Genomic DNA, 19,172 nt, shown 5'->3' on the forward strand with positions numbered 1-19,172 from the left:
AGGCCGTCTGAAAATGCCCCGTATATTTCGGCAATACAGGTGGCTGCGTACCGCCCGCCGTTTCCGGACGTTTCCGTTTCCTAATTTTGAGCCCGACCGTATGACACTAGCAGAATTTTGGCCTCTGTGCCTGCGTAAACTTCAAATGACTTTGCCCGAACGCCAGTTTGAACAGTGGATTATGCCGCTGACGGTGGGCGAGGAAAACGGCGTGTGGGTGGTTTACGGGAAAAACCAGTTTGCCGTCAATATGCTGAAAAGCCGTTTTGCCGCCGAAATTGCCGCCGTTCAGGCCGAATTGGCGGCGGCGGGGGAGTGGGCGTTTAAAGTAGGTGTGGGTCAGACTTATGAAATGGCGGCGGAAGACTTTGGGGAAGCGGTCGAGCCGTTGCCGCAGGCGGAGGTTCGGGTAGATGAGGTTGCCGAAATGCCGGTTTCTGCGCCGCAGGTGTCAAACATACCTGCTGAGGTGCAGCCGTATCCGCTCGGCGAACAGATGAGGCCGTCTGAAAAAGCGCCGCCGTCGGCGGAACCGAAATCGGCGGTCGATATTTTGGCGCAACGCATGAAAAACCTGCCGCACGAGCAGCCGAAACCGCAGCAGGAAGCGGCGGAAACCCGCCGTCCGAAAGCGTCGGCGAAAACTCAGGCTGCCGGTGAAGGAGCGGAGGAGGTGCGTTATCAGGCAACCAATCTGTCTTCGGATTACACGTTTGAAACGCTGGCGGAAGGTAAGGGCAACCATATTGCATTGTCGGTGGCTCGTTCGATTGCCGAAAATCCGGGGCGCAATTACAACCCGTTTTTCCTTTACGGCTCGACCGGTTTGGGTAAAACCCACTTGGTGCAGGCCATCGGCAACGAGCTTTTGAAAAACAAGCCGGAGGCCAAAGTGCGCTATATGCACGCCGACGAATATGTGCGCAGCATTCAGGAAGCCTACCGCAACAACAGTTTTGATGCGTTCAAACAAAAATACAAGCAATACGATCTGCTGATTGTCGATGATATCCAGTTTATCAAAAAGAAAGACCGTACAATGGAAGAATTCTTCTATCTGTACAACCATTTCCATGATAAAAAGAAACAGTTGGTGCTGACCTGCGATGTGTTGCCGGCCAAAATCGAAGATATGGACGACCGCCTGAAATCCCGTTTTTCATGGGGTTTGACCATGGAACTCGAACCGCCCGAATTGGAAATGCGGGTGGCGATTCTGCAGAAAAAAGCCGCCGCCGCCGGCAAACACCTGACTGACGAAGCTGCATTTTTTATCGCCAATCTGATTCGTTCCAACGTGCGCGAATTGGAAGGGGCGTTCAACCGGGTCAGCGCCAGCAGCAGCTTTATGAACAAGCCCATCGATATCGATTTGGTGCGGGAATCGCTGAAAGATATTGTGGCGGTGAAACACAAAGTGATTACCGCCGATTTGATTATCGAAACCACAGCCAAGTATTACCGCATTAAAATCAGCGATATACTCGGCAAAAAACGTAACCGCAACATTGCCCGCCCCCGTCAGGTTGCAATGAGCCTGACCAAAGAGCTGACCAATATGAGCCTGCCGTCTATCGGCGATTCGTTCGGCGGTCGCGACCATACCACCGTTATGCACGGGGTGCGTACCATTACCGAATTGCGGGAAACCGATGTGGAACTGGCGCAGGATTATGAAAAACTGCTGACCATGATTCAATATTGAAGCAATAAAGCGGCCGAGGCCGTCTGAAAATGATGTGTTCCGGTACACGAATATCGCTTGCCGGACGAGAACCGTATTCAAAAATATCTGAATTGAAGGAACGATTTATGCTGATTTTACAAGCCGATCGAGACAGTCTGCTCAAACCCCTGCAAACCGTTACCGGTATTGTCGAAAGACGGCATACCCTGCCGGTATTGTCCAACGTCTTGCTGGAAAGCCGCAACGGACAGACCAATATTTTGGCCACCGATTTGGAAATCCAAATCAACACCTGCGGCCCGGAAAGTCAGGCGGGCGATTTCCGCATTACCACCAATGCCAAAAAATTCCAAGACATTCTGCGTGCCTTGCCGGAAAGTGCCATCGTATCGCTGGATTGGGAAGACAACCGCCTGACCATGAACGCCGGTAAATCCCGTTTTGCCCTGCAAACCCTGCCGGCGGAAGATTTTCCGCTGATGAGCGTGGGCGAAGACGTCAGCACCCAATTTTCGCTGACGCAGGAAATGTTTAAAAACATGCTTTCGCAGGTGCAATACAGTATGGCGGTACAGGACATCCGCTATTATCTCAACGGCTTATTGATGCAGGTTGAGGGAAGCCAGTTGCGTTTGGTCTCTACCGACGGCCACCGTCTGGCCTACGCCGCCGCCGAAATCGAAGCCGATTTGCCGAAATCCGAAGTGATTCTGCCGCGCAAAACCGTGTTGGAACTCTTCAAGCTGCTCAATCACCCTAACGAAAACATCAGCATCGAGCTGCTCAACAACCAAGTCCGCTTCCAATGCAACAATACCGTGATTGTCAGCAAAGTGATTGACGGCAAATTCCCCGATTTCAACCGTGTGATTCCGTTGGACAACGACAAAATCTTTTTGGTATCCCGCACGCAGCTGCTGGGCGCTTTGGAACGGGCATCGATTTTGGCCAACGAAAAATTCCGCGGCGCACGCCTGTTCCTGCAGCCGGGTCTGTTGAGCGTGGTCTGCTCAAACAACGAGCAGGAAGAAGCCCGTGAGGAACTGGAAATCGCCTATCAGGGCGATGCTTTGGAAGTCGGCTTCAACATCGGCTATCTGATGGACGTTTTGCGCAATATCCACACCGAAGATATGCAGCTGGCGTTTGGCGATGCCAACCGTTCGACCCTGTTTACCATTCCGAACAACCCGAATTTCAAATACATCGTGATGCCGATGCGCATCTGAGGCCGTCTGAAAACGAGCAAAGCTAAAACTTCGGTTTTGGCTTCACTAAAACTGAAAGTTTCAGCGCCTAAAAAGGTCGGACGGAAAACAAAGATAGAGCAGGGCTGTATCGATTGGATTCCGTCCGTTTTTATTTCGGGGTAATTATATCTATTCAACAATGCCCCGATTGTCTGCAAGAGGAGAAAAACATGAACATCAAAGACGGTTTGATTGCCGCCACCGTAATCGGGGTGTGGGGCATTACCTTTCTGTTTACCAAAATTGCCTTGACCGAGCTGCAGCCCATGCTCGCCGGAACCATGCGGTTTGTGCTGCTGCTGTTTCCGGCGATATTTTTTATCAAAAAGCCCGATGTTTCATGGAAATGGCTGGCACTTTACGGGCTGACCATCAGCTTTGCCCAATTTGCCCTGATGTTCAGCGCCATGGCCTTGGGTATGCCGACCGGACTGGTGGCGCTGGTGCTGCAAAGTCAGGTGTTTTTCACCGTATTGCTGGCCGCTTTGCTGTTCGGCGAAAAAATCACGCCGCAACGCTGGCTGGCGATGGTGCTGGCGGCGGCCGGACTGGGTTTGATCGGTGTCGGACAGGCGCAGGGCGATGTGCCGCTGGTTGCTCTGCTGCTGATGATTGCGTCGGCATTTTCATGGGCATCGGGCAATCTGGTGGCGAAGAAAATCGGGCGGGTGAATGCGCTCGGTTTGGTGGTATGGGGCAATGTGTGGACGGTCGCAGCATTTGTGGCGGTATCGCTGATGATGTACGGCTTTGACGGCGTGGTGCAGCAGCTTGTCGGCATGACTTGGCACGGTTGGGTCGGCGTTTTATATCTGGCATATATCGGCACATTTCTCGGCTACACCGGCTGGAGCTGGCTGCTGGCACGCCACCCCGCCGCCAAAATCATGCCGTTGGCGTTTCTGATACCGGTAGAAGCCCTGCTGGTAGGTTTTGCCATTTTGGACGAAACCCTAAACGGTTGGCACTGGGCGGGTATTTTAGCAGTTGCCGCAGGGTTACTGGTTCACTTGTTCGGCGGACGCTGGCAAATTAAATCCAAGGCCGTCTGAAATTTGTTTCACCCATTTTAGCTTCGCTGAAATTCGTTTCACTCATTTTCAGACGGCCTGAATCAGCAAGAGGAAAACCAAAAATGGTAGAACGGAAACAGGCGGTTGTTGCCGCCCACAAATTTTCGATACGCAATCGGGAGATTTTGGAACAAAGCCGCTTATGCGGCTGTTTTCACTGTCAGAAAATTTTTCCGCCCACCGAATTAAAGCCGAAGCATTTCGAGCGGGAAGCCGAAGGCGGAGAAACGGCATTTTGCCCTTATTGCGGCATAGACAGTCTGATTGGCGATCAGAGCGGTTACGCTGTCGAGCCGGAACTGCTGGCGGCGATGAAAGCATACTGGTTCGACTGATAGCATTTTCAGACGGCATGATTTGCCCGTCAAACGCCGTTGCTTGCTGAAAAATCCCGCAAAATCGGGTATAATACAGCACTATTTGCCCCGCTTTCACACATTGCCCGAAAACGCAATTCTGCGGCGGTGCGGCTTGATGTTCACTTACTGAAAGACAGAGATTATGACCGATCAAAAACACGAAGAATACGGCGCCGACAGTATTCAGGTGCTGGAAGGCTTGGAGGCAGTCCGCAAACGCCCGGGCATGTATATCGGCGACACTCAGGACGGCAGCGGCCTGCACCACATGGTATTTGAAGTGCTGGATAACGCCATCGATGAAGCGCTGGCCGGTCATTGCGATAAAATCGGCGTGATCATTCATGCCGACAACTCTGTCAGCGTATCCGACAACGGTCGGGGCATGCCGACCGGTATTCACGCCAAAGAAGGGCGTTCGGCTGCGGAAGTGATTATGACCGTGCTGCACGCCGGCGGTAAATTCGACAACAACAACTATAAAATTTCCGGCGGCCTGCACGGCGTGGGCGTGTCGGTGGTGAACGCCCTGTCCGAATGGGTAACGCTGACGATTTATCGGGAAGGCAAAGAGCATTTTGTCCGCTTCGAACACGGCAACACCGTCGAGCCGTTGAAAGTGGTCGGCGATTCCGACAAACGGGGTACGACCGTCCGCTTTTTGGCGGCGGCGGAAACGTTCGGCAATGTCGAATACAGCTTTGATATTCTGGCTAAACGTATTCGGGAATTATCGTTTTTGAACAACGGTGTCGATATCGAACTGACCGACGAACGGGACGGAAAACACGAAAGTTTCGCCCTCTCCGGCGGCGTGGCGGGTTTTGTGCAATATATGAACCGCAAAAAAAATCCGCTGCACGAAAAAATCTTCTACGCTTTCGGTGAAAAAGACGGCATGAGCGTGGAATGCGCCATGCAGTGGAACGACAGTTATCAGGAAAGCGTGCAGTGTTTTACCAACAACATTCCGCAGCGGGACGGCGGCACGCACCTGACCGCCCTGCGCCAAGTGATGACCCGCACCATCAACCACTACATCGCTGAAAACGAAGTGGCGAAAAAAGCCAAAGTCGAAACCGGCGGCGACGATATGCGGGAAGGTTTGACCTGCGTATTGTCGGTTAAGCTACCCGACCCGAAATTCTCGTCCCAAACCAAAGACAAGCTGGTGTCGGGCGAAATCGGACCGGTGGTCAATGACGTTATCAATCAGGCATTGAAAGACTTTTTGGAAGAAAATCCGACCGAAGCCAAAATCATTACCGGCAAAATCGTGGATGCCGCCCGAGCAAGGGAAGCCGCCCGCAAAGCCCGCGAAATCACCCGCCGCAAAGGCGTGATGGACGGCTTGGGTTTGCCGGGTAAACTGGCGGATTGTCAGGAAAAAGATCCGGCATTATCCGAACTGTATCTGGTCGAGGGCGATTCCGCCGGCGGTTCGGCCAAACAGGGGCGGGACCGTAAATTCCAAGCCATTTTGCCGCTCAAAGGTAAAATTCTCAACGTTGAAAAAGCCCGTTTTGAAAAAATGCTGGCCAGTCAGGAAGTTGCCACTCTGATTACCGCCTTGGGTGCCGGTATCGGCAAAGAAGAATTCAATCCGGAAAAACTGCGTTACCACCGCATCATCATCATGACCGATGCCGACGTGGACGGCGCCCATATCCGCACGCTGCTGCTGACCTTTTTCTACCGCCAAATGCCCGAACTGGTCGAACGGGGCTATATCTACATCGCCCAGCCGCCGCTGTATAAAGCGAAACACGGCAAAACCGAGCGTTATCTGAAAGACGAATTTGAAAAAGACCAATGGCTGCTCGGTCTGGCTTTGGACAACGCCAAAATCGTATCCGGCGGCCGTACCATCGAAGGCGAAGAACTGGCGAAAATTGCCAAACAATTCCTGTTGGCGCAAAACGTTATCCAACAGGAAAGCCGAGTGATTGACGATTCGGTATTGAGCGCCATGCTGTATGCCGAACCGATCAGTCTGGCCACTTCCGAAAGCACCGACCGTGCCGTTGCCGGATTAAGCCGACATTTGGACGAAAAAGAAGTCAAGCTGGAACGTATCGAAGGGCATGAAGGCGGCCATTTCATCAAAATCACCCGCCAACTGCACGGCAATGTGATGGTCAGCTACATCGAACCGAAGTTCTTAAACAGCAAAGCCTACCAAACCCTGACCCAAACCGCCGCCATGCTCGACGGCTTGATTGACGGCGAAGCCCAACTGCTTAAAGGCGACAATGCCCAACCGGTCGGCAGCTTCAAAGAAGCCTTGGACAAACTGATGAGTGCCGCCCAAAAAGGCATGAGCATCCAACGCTACAAAGGCTTGGGCGAGATGAACCCCGAACAGCTGTGGGAAACCACCATGGATCCGACAGTCCGCCGCCTGCTCAAAGTACGCATTGAAGACGCCATCGCCGCCGACGAAGTATTTGTAACCCTGATGGGCGACGAAGTCGAACCCCGCCGAGCCTTTATCGAAAACAACGCCTTGGTGGCACAAAACATCGACGCATAAAGCAGAAACAGCCAACCCGACCGAATTGAATGCGGTCGGGTTTTTTGCGGTTGGAAAGAAAGGCCGTCTGAAAATCGCATTTTCAGACGGCATGATTGTGTGTTTTGAGGGGAAGATGGCCGGTTTATTTCACGCTTCAGATACGCAACAGGATTTTTCAAACTGTCTTTTGTTCCCATCAAAAAAATCCCCTGTTTATTTAAAAACAGGGGATTTTTGAATTACAGACAGGCCAACTCGTTTGCCATTTGCTGTTCCAGCGTTTCCCGATGTCGGATCAGGCGGGCGGTGTCGCCATTCACCAATACTTCGGCGGCACGGTTGCGGGCGTTGTAGTTGCTTGCCATGCTGGCGGCGTATGCGCCGGCGCTGCGCACTACTAATAAATCGCCGCTTTCGCAGGCAATTTGGCGGTCTTTGCCCAAAAAGTCGCCGGTTTCGCAAATCGGGCCGACAATATTGGCAAGGATTGGTGGTGTGTGTTTTTCTTCTGTGTTTTCAATATGATGGTAAGCATCGTATAGCGCCGGACGCATTAAATCGTTCATCGCCGCATCCACCATCACAAAATTTTTCTCTTCTCCGTGTTTTACAAATTCGACACGGGTCAAAAGATTACCGGCATTGCCGACCAAGCTGCGGCCGGGTTCTAAAACCAGTTTCAGTTGGCGGTTGCCGAACAGGCGTTTGACGGCAGCGGCATAGGCGGCCAAATCCGGCACCTCTTCGTTTTGGTACACAATGCCGACCCCGCCGCCCAAATCAACGTGTTCCAACACAATGCCTTCCGCCGCCAGCGTGTCCACCAGCGCCAGCAGGCGTTCGCAGGCTTCGGTGAGCGGGGTGAGGTCGGTCAGTTGCGAACCGATATGGCAGTCGATGCCGACCACGTTCAGATTCGGCTGCGCTACGGCATGGCGGTAGGCAGCCAAAGCATCATCATAGGCAATGCCGAATTTATTGGCTTTCAAGCCGGTAGAAATATAAGGGTGGGTTTTCGGATCGACATCGGGATTAATCCGCAGCGATACCGGTGCCGTTTTGCCCAAACGTGCCGCCACCGCCTGAATGCGGTCGATTTCGGGCAGGCTTTCCATATTGAAACATTTTACGCCCGCATTCAAAGCATATTCGATTTCCGCTTCACTCTTACCCACGCCCGAAAAAATCACTTTCGCCGCATCGCCGCCGGCCGCCAAAACCCGTGCCAGTTCGCCGCCCGATACAATATCGAAGCCGCTGCCCAATTCGGCGAAATGTTTGATAATACTTAAATTACCGTTGGCTTTAACGGCATAGCAGACCAAAGGATTCAAATCCGCAAAAGCGGTCTGATAGGCGGCAAAGGCCTCGGTCAGCGCTGATTGGCTGTACACATACAGCGGCGTGCCGAACGTTTGCGCCAGTTGGGAAAACGGCATTTCTTCGCAATGTAAAGTCATAGATTACTCTTGGGTGTGTTTGGATGGTTGGGGAATTTTTTGTTCGAACTGCAAGCCCGTCTGAATCACGCCGAAGCGTGCCTTATCATTTTCTTTGGGCAGATACAGATCGCCTTTATAGCCGCAGCCCGCAAGCAGGCAGAGTGCAGCGATTGTTATACAGGATTTCATGATGTTCCTTTATTGCAGCCGCCAAATCCGCAGCGGAAAGAAAGATGAGTTTTAATATCTATAGTAAATTCACTTTAAAAGTATGACAACACAAACCACCGTTTCCCAATTTTAGCTTCGCAGAAACTCGTTACGCTCAGTTTCAGACGGCATTCATGTGGAATTTAAAGAACACGTGCATGCTTAGGCATGCACGCTACACCTAACCTCGTACCGCTGGTGGAAAGGGGTTAGGAGAAGGGTGGTTCACTTGGTTGCAATATTTTTTGGTTAATTCACTCTATCGCTAAAACCTTCGGTTTTCAGACGGCCTCGCATCGGATTTTTCCCGATAATCTTCCTTCCGCCGCACAAATGTGGCAAGATTCGGTATCTTAAACAAAAACCACCCAAAAATAAAGCCATGACCGAGAGCGAATTTATCCGTTTGAGCGAAGCCCTGTTTCAACACATCGAAGACCAAATCGATGAAAACGGCTGGGATTTCGACTGCTTGCCCAGCGGCAACGTCCTCACCATTGAAGCCGAAAACGGCACGCAAATTATCGTCAACCGCCACACCCCCAACCAAGAATTATGGATTGCCGCCAAAAGCGGCGGCTACCACTTTATCGAAGAAAACGGCACATGGCGTTCCACCCGGGACGGCAGCGAATTTTTCGCCGTATTAAACACCGCCCTGAGCGAAGCCGCCGGCGAAACCGTAACCATCAGCGGATTGTAAAACCATGATGAACATTGTTTTAGCAGCCGATTTGCGCATGGCAGAACAAGTTTTAACCGTCATCAAATCAGTTTGTTACCACAATCAAAACGTCTGTTTCTACCTGTTGCACAAAGAATATTCGCCCGAATGGTTTGCTCTGCTCAACCGCTATTTGGTAAAAATCAACTGCGAAATCAAAAGCATTCCGATTGATGCCACCTTGCCTGAGATATTTAAAGTGCCGCATTTGAGCGAAGCGGCGCTGTATCGGCTGATTATCGACCAAGTTGTTGATAAAAAAGCACTCTATTTAGATTGCGATATTGTCGTTACCGCCAACTTGCAGGAACTTTACCAAACCGACATCAGCCATTATTATGTCGCCGCCGTAGATGATGCCTTTATCGCCCAAACAGACGATCACTATTATCTCGAATTTCCCGATATGAAACCGTATTTCAATTCGGGCGTATTACTGATTAATGCTGAAAAATGGCGGGAAAACGATGTATTGACCAAATCCGTTAAGATGTTGAACGAATATAACTTTATCTATGCCGATCAAGATATGCTCAACATCCTGTTTGTCAAACAATGGCTGCAGCTTGACCCAAGCTATAATTTCCAATGCCACGCCCAATATGCTCTATCAGAGGAAAACTGGCAGGCATACCGTCAAAGCATCAGCGGCATACCCAAAATTATCCATTACACATCAGGGTTCAAGCCGTGGAAAAATAGCGTAGAATGCCCGTTTCGGGAACAATATTGGTTTTACTACGGTTTGGAATGGAACGACATTATCCGCCACCACCAACAGGCCGTCTGAAAACCCCATTTTCAGACGGCATTACCCCATCTTGAATCTTGAACACACTTAAATAAAAAAGGAACCATCATGCCCTTACTGGACAGCTTCAAAGTCGATCATACCCGAATGCACGCCCCCGCAGTACGCATTGCCAAAACCATGACCACCCCCAAAGGCGACACCATCACCGTCTTCGATTTGCGTTTCTGCCTGCCCAATCAGGAAATTCTGCCCGAAAAAGGCATCCACACCCTCGAACACCTGTTCGCAGGCTTTATGCGCGACCATCTCAACGGCAACGACGTAGAAATCATCGACATCTCCCCGATGGGCTGCCGCACCGGCTTCTACATGAGCCTGATCGGCACCCCAAGCGAACAAGCCGTCGCCGACGCATGGCTCGCCGCCATGCAGGACGTATTAAACGTACAAGACCAAAGCAAAATCCCTGAATTAAACGAATACCAATGCGGCACCTACACCATGCACTCCCTCGCCGAAGCCCAAGAAATCGCCCGCAACGTATTGGCACGCAAAGTCGCCGTCAATAAAAACGACGAACTGACCCTAGATGAAAGCCTGTTGGCAGAATAAAGCAGCCTGTTAAGCAACAAATAAAGCCGTCTGAAAATCGCATTTTCAGACGGCCTTTCTGCGGGCGGCGGGCGGAATGATTGAACCGTCTTTGAAAGCGTGTACAATAACGCCGTTATCTTTTATTTGCGGTGTCCCATGAAAAGCAACAAACAGCGTCCGATAGGGGTATTCGATTCCGGTGTGGGCGGGCTGACCAATGTCCGTGCCTTGATGGAACGGTTGCCGATGGAGAATATCGTCTATTTCGGCGATACCGCCCGTGTGCCGTATGGCACTAAGTCCCGTGCTACGATTGAGAATTTTGCTATGCAGATTGTTGATTTTCTGCTGGAGCAGGAAGTCAAGGCGTTGGTGATTGCGTGCAACACGATTGCGGCGGTTGCCGGTCAGAAAATCCGTCAGCAGGCGGGGGGGATGCCGGTGTTGGACGTGATTTCGGCGGGGGCGCAGGCGGCTTTGGCGGCGACCCGCAACAACCGTATCGGTGTGATTGCCACCAATACTACGGTCAACAGCAATGCCTACGCCCGTGCGATTCACGCCAGTAATTCCGAAGCATTGGTGCGCACGCAGGCAACGCCGCTGCTGGTGCCGCTGGTGGAAGAGGGCTGGCTGGATCATGAAGTTACCCGCTTGACGGCACGGGAATATCTCAAGCCGCTGTTGGCCGATAATATCGATACGTTGGTGTTGGGCTGCACTCATTATCCGCTGCTCAAGCCTTTAATCAGTCGGGAAGCCTCGGGCGTGGTGCTGGTCGATTCCGCCATCACTACCGCCGAATCGGTTGCCAAAGCCTTGGCGGAAGCGGATTTGCTCAACGAGGGCGGCGGTGTGCCGGATTACCGTTTTTACGTCAGCGATATTCCGCTGCGTTTCCGCACCATAGGCGAACGCTTTTTGGGGCGGAGCATGGATCAGATTGAAATGGTGAATTTGGGTTAGGCAGGCGGGGCATACTTAAAATGGGTATGCCCTTGATGTTGAGGCCGTCTGAAAATCTGATTTTCAGACGGCCTTGTACAAGCTGATGATGGGTATCAGTATTTCAACTGTATATCAGCTCGTCGTTTCGGGCGTTTCTTCTGCGATTTGTGCCATGCTTTCTGTTTCTACCTGATGGCGTTCAAACCATGCGCCAACGGTTTGGTTGACTTCGTCAATGCCCTGTTTTTTTAGGCTGGAAAACAGTTGTACGCTGATGGTTTGGCGTTCCATATAAGGTTTGAGCGATTTTTTGACGTTGCCCAAGGTTTTGATTTGGTCGTTTTTGGACAATTTGTCGGCTTTGGACAACAAAATATGCACCGGTCGGCCGGTGATGTGGAAAAAATCCAGCATTTGAATGTCCAAAGGTTTGAGCGGGTGGCGTGCGTCCATAATCAGCACCAGCCCGATCAGCTGGCGGCGCTGCTGCAGATAGTCGCCCAGCAGGCTTACCCAGTGGGCGCGGATGGCTTCGGGAACTTGGGCATAGCCGTAGCCCGGCAGATCGACCATAAAATGGCCGCTGCTCAGTTCGAAAAAGTTGATGTGCTGCGTGCGCCCCGGCGTTTTGGAAACGTAGGCCAGACGGACGTGGTTGGTCAAGGTGTTGATGGCGCTGGATTTTCCGGCGTTGCTGCGGCCGACAAATGCAATTTCGGCAGGTGTGTCCGGCAGGTCTTTCAAGTGATTGACGGTGGTGAAGAATTTTGCATTCTGAAAGAGGTTCATTTGATATTCCTTAAAGAGCTGTCGGGCAGCCTGTATTACAATGCCGGAACGGAAGCCTTTGCGACAGGCAGGCGGACAGTGTATCGCTGTTGCCGCACATCTTGCGCCGCATTGTAGTAATTTAATGTAAATAATGTAAATTTGGTATAGAATACCATGTTTATAGAACCATCGGTTTTAATCGGGTAAAATTTCGTCCGGTTTTGAGTATATCAAGGGCATTGTTGCGCTAGGCAATGCTGTAATCAGGAGCACTCCATGAAGAAATATTTGACTTTACTGGCCTTGGGTTTGGCAGCCGGTGCCGCCACCGCAGCACCGAAAGCCGACATTGAAAAAGGCAAACAGATTGCGACCACCATTTGCGCAGCTTGCCATGCGGCAGACGGCAACAGCGGCATTGCCATGTATCCGAAACTGTCTGCACAACACGCCGCCTATATCTACCAGCAAACGCAGGAGATTAAAGAGGGCAAACGTACCGCCGGTTCTTCCGCTGTGATGAAACCGCTGGTAACCGGCTTGTCGGAGCAGGATATCCGCAACGTGGCGGCCTATTATGCCAAACAGCAGGCCAAACCGGGCGAAGCCAATCCTAAAGAAGAATTGGAATTGGGCGCACGCATTTTCCGCGGCGGCTTGGCGGATAAGAAAATTCCGGCATGTATGTCTTGCCACGGTCCGAGCGGCGCAGGTATGCCGGGCGGCGGCACTGAAATTCTGGCGTATCCCCGTATCGCCGGCCAACACAAGGCTTACGTGATGACCCAGTTGAACGCCTATAAGAGCGGCGCACGCCAAAATGCGATGATGGCCGATATTGCCAAACGCATGAGCGAAGAAGAAATGAATGCCGTTGCCAACTTCATTCAAGGTCTGCACTAAACGCAGTCTGACATGAACCGACGCATAAGGCCGTCTGAAAACCGATTTTCAGACGGCCTTATGTGTTATCCTGCTATCGGCATGATTGTTTGAGAGCCGCCCGGGTTTCGGTATAATTCCGCCGAAGCCGTTTCAAAAGATGTTGTATAGAATCCACACGCTATGAGCCTATCTTCAAAATCCGTTCCGCTGATCCGCCGCCCGTGGTTTGCCTTTCTCAGCTCCATGCGTTTTGCCGTGGCGCTGCTCAGCCTGCTGGGCATTGCTTCCATTATCGGAACGGTGTTGCCGCAGAATCAGCCGCAGGTCAATTATCTGGTCCAGTTCGGGCCGTTTTGGTCGCAGATTTTCAATTTTCTCGGCATCTATGACGTTTATGCCTCGGGCTGGTTTGTCGCCATCATGCTGTTTCTGGTGATTTCCACCGGCCTGTGCCTGACCCGCAACGTGCCGCCGTTTTTGCGGGAAATCCGCTCGTTTCGGGAAAACGCCCAAGAAAAATCGCTGGCGGCGATGAAACATTCCGCGCAGTTGGAAGCAGGGCTGTCCCCCGAAGTGGCGGCGCAGTATCTTTCGGTACAGGGTTTCACCACCAAAACCGTCAGCCGCCAAGACGGCTCGGTACTGTTGGCGGCAAAAAAAGGCGCAGCGGGCAAATGGGGTTATATTTTTGCCCACGCCGCTTTGATTGTGATTTGTACCGGTGGCTTGATCGACAGCAATCTGCTGCTGAAAATCGGGATGCTCACCGGTAGAATCGTGCCGGACAACGAAGCCGTGTTCGCCAAAGATTTCAAACCCGAAAGCGTGATGGGGCGGAGCAATCTTTCATTTCGGGGCAATGTCAATATCAGTGAAGGGCAGAGCGCCGACGTGGTGTTTCTGAATGCCGACAACGGTATGCTGGTGCAGGATTTGCCGTTTGAAGTCAAACTCAAAAAATTCCATATCGATTTTTACGATACCGGTATGCCCAAAGATTTCGCCAGCGATTTGGAAATCACCGACAAAGCCGACGGCAGCAAAATCGAGCAGACGATACGGGTGAACCACCCGCTGACGCTGCACGGCATCACTATTTATCAGGCAAGTTTTGCCGACGGCGGTTCGGATTTGAATTTCAAAGCGTGGAATCTGAACGACCCGAAACGCCAACCGTTGAAGCTGAAAGCAACATCTATGCGGGATTTCCCGCTGGACATCGGCGACACCAAATACAAACTCGAATTCGACCAGTTTACCGCCATGAATGTGGAAGACATGAGTATGCCGTCTGAAAAAAGCGGCGGCATACAGTCGGCGGTGAACGATGTGCGTTCGGTGGTGCAGGAAAACAAACGCTTTACCAACATCGGCCCGTCGATTGTTTACCGCCTGCGCAATGCGGCGGGGCAGGCGGTGGAATATAAAAACTATATGTTGCCGATTAAGCAGGACGAAGATTATTTCTACCTCACCGGCACCCGCACGGCGCTCGACCAACCTTACCGCTGGCTGCGGATTCCGACAGACAAAGACGGCAAAGCCGATACCTTTATGGCTTTGCGGGAATTTCTGAAAAACGACACCCTGCGCCGCCGTGCCGTTGCCGATTCCGCCGCAGCCGCACCGCAGGAAATCCGCAGCCAGTTTGTCCAAGCAGCGGAAAACACGCTGGCGATTTTTGCCAAAGGCGGCTATCTGGCGCTTGATGAATTTGTCCGCCAGAATATTCCGCAGCAGGAACAGGAAAAAATGCAGGGCTATTTCTACCAAATGCTGTTTGGCGTGATGAATGCCGCATTGGAACAGACCATTCGGGAATACGCCTTGCCGCAGTGGCCGCAAAGCGAACAGCGCAACCGCTTTTTGCTGCACAGCATGGATGCCTACACCGGACTGACCGAATATCCGGCACCGGTGCTGCTGCAGTTGGACGGCTATACCGAAGTGCGTTCGTCCGGCCTGCAGATGACCCGTTCGCCGGGGGCGGCGCTGGTGTATTTCGGCTCGTTTTTATTGGTATTGGGCATCTTTTTCATGTTCTATATCCGGGAAAAACGGGCGTGGCTGCTGTTTTCAGACGGCCATATCCGCTTTGCAATGGCCTCGGCCCGCAGCGAGCGGGACTTAAAAAAAGAATTTCCGCAACATACCCTGCATTTGCAGCAGTTGCTTAAGGATTTGAACCATGACCGAAAATAATCAGAAACCTTCCCTACCGCAACACGAACTGTTGGCAAAAAAAACCGTGTTCGGCACGCTCAAACTCAGCGACTGGCTGTTTGCCGCCCTGATTGCGGCATTAGCGCTGTTTGCCCAAACCCATGTCGGCCATCATATGGACGGCTACGAAACCGCCATTTTATGGGGCAGCGTATTGATTGCCGTCTTTTTGGGCTGGCTGTTTAAGCCCTTGCGGATTTTTATGCCGCTGAGTGCGGCGCTGGCGTATGCGGCGGTTGCGCTGTATCAGGGCAATATCGGCAACGGCAGCCATTTTCTGCTTAAATTTTTCTTGAGCAGCCAGTCGGCGGTAATGTGGCAGTGTACCTTCGTATTTTTGGCATGGTTTGCCTATCTGGTCGGTCTGGCGCTGGCAGTACGCAAAAAAAGCGATAGCAATATCCTGCTGACGATGGGAACGGCGTTTGCATGGATTTCCGCTTTTGCCGGATTTACCGGCCTGTTGGTGCGTTGGCACGAAAGCTACCTGATCCGGCCGGACGCAGGGCATATCCCTGTTTCCAACCTTTATGAAGTGTTTATCCTGTTTTTGGTGATTACGGCGCTGATGTATCTTTATTACGAAGCCAAATTCGCCATGCAGAAACTCGGCGGTTTCGTGTTTACCTTTATGGCGGTGGTGGTGTGTTTTGTCTTGTGGTACAGCATTTCCCGAGATGCCCACACCATTCAACCGCTAATTCCCGCTTTGCAGTCGTGGTGGATGAAAGTCCATGTGCCGGCAAACTTTATCGGCTATGGCGCATTCTGTATTGCCGCCATGCTCGGCGTGGCGGAATTGTGGGCCATCCGCAAAGAAACGCAGGGCAAAGCCACTTGGTTGCCCGATTCGCAGGCGATTGAAGAAGTGATGTACAAAGCCATCGCCGTAGGTTTCCTGTTTTTCACCGTCGCCACCATTCTCGGCGCACTGTGGGCGGCAGACGCATGGGGACGCTATTGGAGCTGGGACCCGAAAGAAACTTGGGCGTTTATTGTATGGCTCAACTATTCCGTGTGGCTGCATTTGCGGCTGGTTGCCGGTTGGCGGGGCAAAGTGCTGGCATGGTGGGCAGTGGTCGGCCTGCTGATTACCGCCGTCGCCTTTCTCGGCGTGAATATGTTTATGAGCGGCCTGCATTCTTACGGCACATTATAGTGAACTCACTATTAAAATAGTACGGCATTGGCTCGCCTTGCCGTATTATTTATACTGTCTGCGGCTTGCCGCCTTGTCCTATTTTAAATCGAACCCACTATAGTTAAAACACTGAATTTTCCATACAAAAGTAGGCGTAGGTTGTGGTTAGCGAGGCACGAGCATAACCCAACAAAATCTTATGTTCAAGGTATTTTCAATCGTGTTGGGTCTCGACCCAACCTACGCCCTGTTTAAAAACCGTATGAATTATTCAGTGTATTTACTATATATAATTTTCAGACGGCATCACAATTATGTTGGTATTAGGAATCGAATCTTCATGCGATGAAACCGGCGTTGCCCTGTACGACACCGAACGGGGTCTGCTGGCGCACCATCTGCACACTCAAATGGCGATGCACGCCGAATACGGCGGCGTCGTCCCCGAATTGGCGAGCCGCGACCATATCCGCCGCTTGGTGCCGCTGACTGAAGGCTGTTTGAAAGAAGCCGGCGCAGCGTACGGCGACATCGATGCCGTCGCCTTTACCCAAGGGCCGGGCTTGGGCGGCGCACTGCTGGCAGGCTCAAGCTATGCCAACGCCTTGGCGTTTGCCTTGGGCAAGCCCGTGATACCCGTCCACCATCTCGAAGGCCACCTGCTTTCTCCATTGCTGGCAGACGACAAACCCGAATTCCCGTTTGTCGCCCTGCTGGTATCGGGCGGACATACCCAATTTATGGCAGTTAGAGGCATCGGCGATTACACATTGCTCGGCGAAAGCGTGGACGATGCCGCAGGTGAAGCCTTCGACAAAACCGCCAAACTGCTCGGTTTGCCTTATCCCGGCGGAGCCAAACTTTCCGAACTCGCCAAATCCGGCACAGCCGACGCTTTCGCCTTTCCCCGTCCTATGCTGCATTCGCATGATTTGCAGATGAGCTTTTCCGGCCTGAAAACCGCCGTATTGACCGCCGTAGAAAAAGTGCGTGAAAGCGAAGGCAGCGTGTCTGATCAAACCCGAAACGACATTTGCCGGGCGTTTCAAGATGCCGTGGTCGATGTTTTGGTGGCCAAGTCCCAAAAAGCCCTGCTCGATACCGGCTTCCGCACGCTGGTGGTGGCCGGCGGCGTGGGGGCTAACTGGAAACTGCGGGACGAATTCAGCCGCCTGAGCGTGAGGCCGTCTGAAAACAGCAAATCCCGCACCAACCGCAAACAGCCGCCCGCCGAACCGGTCAAAGTCTATTTCCCGCCGCTGGAATATTGTACCGACAACGGCGCTATGATCGCCTTCGCCGGTGCCATGCGCCTGCAAAACCGCCAACCGGCCGGCAGCTTCAACGTCAAACCCCGCTGGCCGCTGTCGGATATTGTGCAGACATCGTAGCGGATATGGTGCAGATATTTTGAAGCAAGGTGGGATATTGAAAACAGGGCAGCCGAAACAACGGCTTGCCCTGTTTTGATTGAACCAGCTGGACGGAGAGCAAAGTGTAGCGTGCTTGCCCAAGCATGCACGTGTTTTTTAAATTCCACATAAATGCCGTCTGAAAACGAGCGTAGCGAGTTTCTGTGCAGCTAAAATCAGATTTTCAGACGGCTTCGACACAAAACTCACAGAACAGGTGCGTGCTTTGGCCCGCACCCTACAAGTGCCGAATTAAATGGTATGGATTATTCAGTTAATTCACTATAAAACCGAAGGTTTTGCTAAAATCGTACGGTTTATTAAGTGAATTTGCTATAAAAATTCAGCTTACTCTGTTTCAGCGATATTGGATTTATTGCCCTTCATCTGCTGGTGCTGGTTTGCTGCGGCAGGCAGACGGCAGGTATTTGCCGTCTATATCGCTTTCGCAGGTCCAGACAAATGAACCCAAGTCGGCTTTTTTGTCTTTTGGAATCTCGATTTTTAACGTGAGTTTTCCGTTTTGTAAGGCCTTATTCACGCCGTCTTGTTTCATGGTGGCAATGATTTTTCCTTCGGTGTCGTTGCCTTCAATTTTTACACTTTCCACATATTCGCCTTTAATCTCCTTTTCTGTGGCAACGCCTGCTGCGGCATTGCTTTCTGGGAAGGTGCCTTTGTCCGAATAATATTCAATCAGTGCGATTTTTTGGCCTTCGGCAAGCGAAAAGGCTTCTGTAACTTGGGCTCGGGCGGTTTTGTCTTGGTAAACGGGCAGGGCAATCAGGGTCAGAATGCCGACAATGGCGATGACAATCATCAGTTCGATTAAGGTGAAACCTTGTTGGCGGGTAGGCATGATTTTTCTCCTTTATGGTTGGTTTTTATCGTGCAGCCATACAGGTTCTGTTTGCTCCGCATGGCTTGATGATATGTTTTAATCATAACCATAATGGATTGTCTGATTTTTTTCAACAGATTATTTTTTAAACATAAAATCGTGGCAAATAAATTTATGAGGCGGAATTTGCGGGCGGTTTTATTGCGGAAAATTGGGCGAGTTGTAGAAAAATCTGCTGATTGGCAGAATAAGAAATGGTTTGAATGGAAACTTTTTCAGATATCGTGAAATAACCGCATTTTCAGACGGCCTGATATTTCAAGGCCGTCTGAAAATGCGGTTG

The 19,172-nt window shown here is 51.6% G+C and carries 17 protein-coding genes; 13 read left to right on the forward strand and 4 right to left on the reverse strand.

Features of this window, described 5'->3' with window-relative positions; genetic code table 11:
* Positions 1 to 100: 100 nt before the first annotated feature.
* From dnaA to gyrB, 5 genes are all read left to right on the forward strand, one after another.
* Positions 101 to 1,705: a chromosomal replication initiator protein DnaA gene (gene dnaA, locus PJU73_RS00005; RefSeq protein WP_237090330.1), complete on the forward strand. Its 1,605-nt coding sequence runs from the start codon at positions 101 to 103 to the stop codon at positions 1,703 to 1,705.
* A 107-nt stretch (positions 1,706 to 1,812) separates the two neighbouring features.
* Complete coding sequence (gene dnaN / locus PJU73_RS00010; RefSeq protein WP_237090329.1) at positions 1,813 to 2,916, forward strand: DNA polymerase III subunit beta; 1,104 nt, start codon at positions 1,813 to 1,815, stop codon at positions 2,914 to 2,916.
* Between the two features lie 191 nt (positions 2,917 to 3,107).
* Positions 3,108 to 3,989 (forward strand): EamA family transporter, encoded by an 882-nt coding sequence (locus tag PJU73_RS00015; protein WP_237090328.1) that lies wholly within the window; start codon positions 3,108 to 3,110, stop codon positions 3,987 to 3,989.
* Between the two features lie 83 nt (positions 3,990 to 4,072).
* Positions 4,073 to 4,345 (forward strand): hypothetical protein, encoded by a 273-nt coding sequence (locus PJU73_RS00020; protein WP_237090327.1) that lies wholly within the window; start codon positions 4,073 to 4,075, stop codon positions 4,343 to 4,345.
* Positions 4,346 to 4,511: 166 nt separating this feature from the next.
* A complete protein-coding gene (gene gyrB / locus PJU73_RS00025) occupies positions 4,512 to 6,902 on the forward strand; it encodes a DNA topoisomerase (ATP-hydrolyzing) subunit B (protein ID WP_237090326.1) in 2,391 nt (796 codons plus the stop codon).
* A gap of 221 nt (positions 6,903 to 7,123) precedes the next feature.
* Here gyrB and lysA read toward each other — a convergent pair whose 3' ends face one another.
* A complete protein-coding gene (gene lysA, locus PJU73_RS00030; protein ID WP_237090325.1) occupies positions 7,124 to 8,344 on the reverse strand; it encodes a diaminopimelate decarboxylase in 1,221 nt (406 codons plus the stop codon).
* A gap of 3 nt (positions 8,345 to 8,347) precedes the next feature.
* Positions 8,348 to 8,515, reverse strand: a complete 168-nt coding sequence (gene lptM, locus PJU73_RS00035; RefSeq protein ID WP_237090324.1) for an LPS translocon maturation chaperone LptM — start codon at positions 8,513 to 8,515, stop codon at positions 8,348 to 8,350.
* Positions 8,516 to 8,918: 403 nt separating this feature from the next.
* Here lptM and cyaY point away from each other — a divergent pair, with 403 nt between their 5' ends.
* From cyaY to murI, 4 genes are all read left to right on the forward strand, one after another.
* Positions 8,919 to 9,239 carry an iron donor protein CyaY gene (gene cyaY, locus PJU73_RS00040; protein WP_237090323.1) on the forward strand — a complete coding sequence of 107 codons (321 nt, stop codon included), beginning with the start codon at positions 8,919 to 8,921 and terminating at the stop codon, positions 9,237 to 9,239.
* 4 nt (positions 9,240 to 9,243) lie between these two features.
* On the forward strand, positions 9,244 to 10,050 hold the full coding sequence (locus PJU73_RS00045) for a glycosyltransferase family 8 protein (RefSeq protein ID WP_237090322.1): 807 nt from the start codon (positions 9,244 to 9,246) through the stop codon (positions 10,048 to 10,050).
* Positions 10,051 to 10,119: 69 nt separating this feature from the next.
* Positions 10,120 to 10,626, forward strand: a complete 507-nt coding sequence (luxS, locus tag PJU73_RS00050) for an S-ribosylhomocysteine lyase (RefSeq protein WP_237090321.1) — start codon at positions 10,120 to 10,122, stop codon at positions 10,624 to 10,626.
* A 138-nt stretch (positions 10,627 to 10,764) separates the two neighbouring features.
* Entirely contained in the window at positions 10,765 to 11,574 is an 810-nt protein-coding gene (murI, locus tag PJU73_RS00055; protein ID WP_237090320.1) for a glutamate racemase, read from the forward strand.
* 114 nt (positions 11,575 to 11,688) lie between these two features.
* Here the strand turns inward: murI and yihA are convergent, their stop codons facing one another.
* Positions 11,689 to 12,345 carry a ribosome biogenesis GTP-binding protein YihA/YsxC gene (gene yihA / locus PJU73_RS00060; RefSeq protein WP_237090319.1) on the reverse strand — a complete coding sequence of 219 codons (657 nt, stop codon included), beginning with the start codon at positions 12,343 to 12,345 and terminating at the stop codon, positions 11,689 to 11,691.
* Between the two features lie 258 nt (positions 12,346 to 12,603).
* On the opposite strand from yihA, the gene PJU73_RS00065 reads away from it, so the two are divergent.
* From PJU73_RS00065 to tsaD, 4 genes are all read left to right on the forward strand, one after another.
* Positions 12,604 to 13,230 carry a c-type cytochrome gene (locus PJU73_RS00065; protein ID WP_237090318.1) on the forward strand — a complete coding sequence of 209 codons (627 nt, stop codon included), beginning with the start codon at positions 12,604 to 12,606 and terminating at the stop codon, positions 13,228 to 13,230.
* A 225-nt stretch (positions 13,231 to 13,455) separates the two neighbouring features.
* Complete coding sequence (locus tag PJU73_RS00070; RefSeq protein WP_237090476.1) at positions 13,456 to 15,414, forward strand: cytochrome c biogenesis protein ResB; 1,959 nt, start codon at positions 13,456 to 13,458, stop codon at positions 15,412 to 15,414.
* A complete protein-coding gene (gene ccsB / locus PJU73_RS00075) occupies positions 15,401 to 16,594 on the forward strand; it encodes a c-type cytochrome biogenesis protein CcsB (protein ID WP_237090317.1) in 1,194 nt (397 codons plus the stop codon). Before PJU73_RS00070 ends, ccsB begins: the two co-directional genes overlap by 14 nt.
* A gap of 296 nt (positions 16,595 to 16,890) precedes the next feature.
* Positions 16,891 to 17,967 (forward strand): tRNA (adenosine(37)-N6)-threonylcarbamoyltransferase complex transferase subunit TsaD, encoded by a 1,077-nt coding sequence (gene tsaD / locus PJU73_RS00080; RefSeq protein WP_237090316.1) that lies wholly within the window; start codon positions 16,891 to 16,893, stop codon positions 17,965 to 17,967.
* Between the two features lie 394 nt (positions 17,968 to 18,361).
* On the opposite strand, the gene PJU73_RS00085 is transcribed toward tsaD, so the two are convergent.
* Complete coding sequence (locus PJU73_RS00085) at positions 18,362 to 18,847, reverse strand: pilin (RefSeq protein WP_237090315.1); 486 nt, start codon at positions 18,845 to 18,847, stop codon at positions 18,362 to 18,364.
* Between the last annotated feature and the right edge of the window lie 325 nt (positions 18,848 to 19,172).

The sequence above is a fragment of the Neisseria lisongii genome, from assembly GCF_028463985.1.
GTDB lineage: Bacteria > Pseudomonadota > Gammaproteobacteria > Burkholderiales > Neisseriaceae > Neisseria > Neisseria lisongii.

Excerpts from the sequence above, each read along its gene's own strand:
- dnaA (WP_237090330.1), top strand. The coding sequence starts at position 101 with ATGACACTAGCAGAATTTTGGCCTCTGTGCCTGCGTAAACTTCAAATG.
- dnaN (WP_237090329.1), top strand. The coding sequence starts at position 1,813 with ATGCTGATTTTACAAGCCGATCGAGACAGTCTGCTCAAACCCCTGCAA.
- PJU73_RS00015 (WP_237090328.1), top strand. The coding sequence starts at position 3,108 with ATGAACATCAAAGACGGTTTGATTGCCGCCACCGTAATCGGGGTGTGG.
- PJU73_RS00020 (WP_237090327.1), top strand. The coding sequence starts at position 4,073 with ATGGTAGAACGGAAACAGGCGGTTGTTGCCGCCCACAAATTTTCGATA.
- gyrB (WP_237090326.1), top strand. The coding sequence starts at position 4,512 with ATGACCGATCAAAAACACGAAGAATACGGCGCCGACAGTATTCAGGTG.
- lysA (WP_237090325.1), bottom strand. The coding sequence starts at position 8,344 with ATGACTTTACATTGCGAAGAAATGCCGTTTTCCCAACTGGCGCAAACG.
- lptM (WP_237090324.1), bottom strand. The coding sequence starts at position 8,515 with ATGAAATCCTGTATAACAATCGCTGCACTCTGCCTGCTTGCGGGCTGC.
- cyaY (WP_237090323.1), top strand. The coding sequence starts at position 8,919 with ATGACCGAGAGCGAATTTATCCGTTTGAGCGAAGCCCTGTTTCAACAC.
- PJU73_RS00045 (WP_237090322.1), top strand. The coding sequence starts at position 9,244 with ATGATGAACATTGTTTTAGCAGCCGATTTGCGCATGGCAGAACAAGTT.
- luxS (WP_237090321.1), top strand. The coding sequence starts at position 10,120 with ATGCCCTTACTGGACAGCTTCAAAGTCGATCATACCCGAATGCACGCC.
- murI (WP_237090320.1), top strand. The coding sequence starts at position 10,765 with ATGAAAAGCAACAAACAGCGTCCGATAGGGGTATTCGATTCCGGTGTG.
- yihA (WP_237090319.1), bottom strand. The coding sequence starts at position 12,345 with ATGAACCTCTTTCAGAATGCAAAATTCTTCACCACCGTCAATCACTTG.
- PJU73_RS00065 (WP_237090318.1), top strand. The coding sequence starts at position 12,604 with ATGAAGAAATATTTGACTTTACTGGCCTTGGGTTTGGCAGCCGGTGCC.
- PJU73_RS00070 (WP_237090476.1), top strand. The coding sequence starts at position 13,456 with ATGCGTTTTGCCGTGGCGCTGCTCAGCCTGCTGGGCATTGCTTCCATT.
- ccsB (WP_237090317.1), top strand. The coding sequence starts at position 15,401 with ATGACCGAAAATAATCAGAAACCTTCCCTACCGCAACACGAACTGTTG.
- tsaD (WP_237090316.1), top strand. The coding sequence starts at position 16,891 with ATGTTGGTATTAGGAATCGAATCTTCATGCGATGAAACCGGCGTTGCC.
- PJU73_RS00085 (WP_237090315.1), bottom strand. The coding sequence starts at position 18,847 with ATGCCTACCCGCCAACAAGGTTTCACCTTAATCGAACTGATGATTGTC.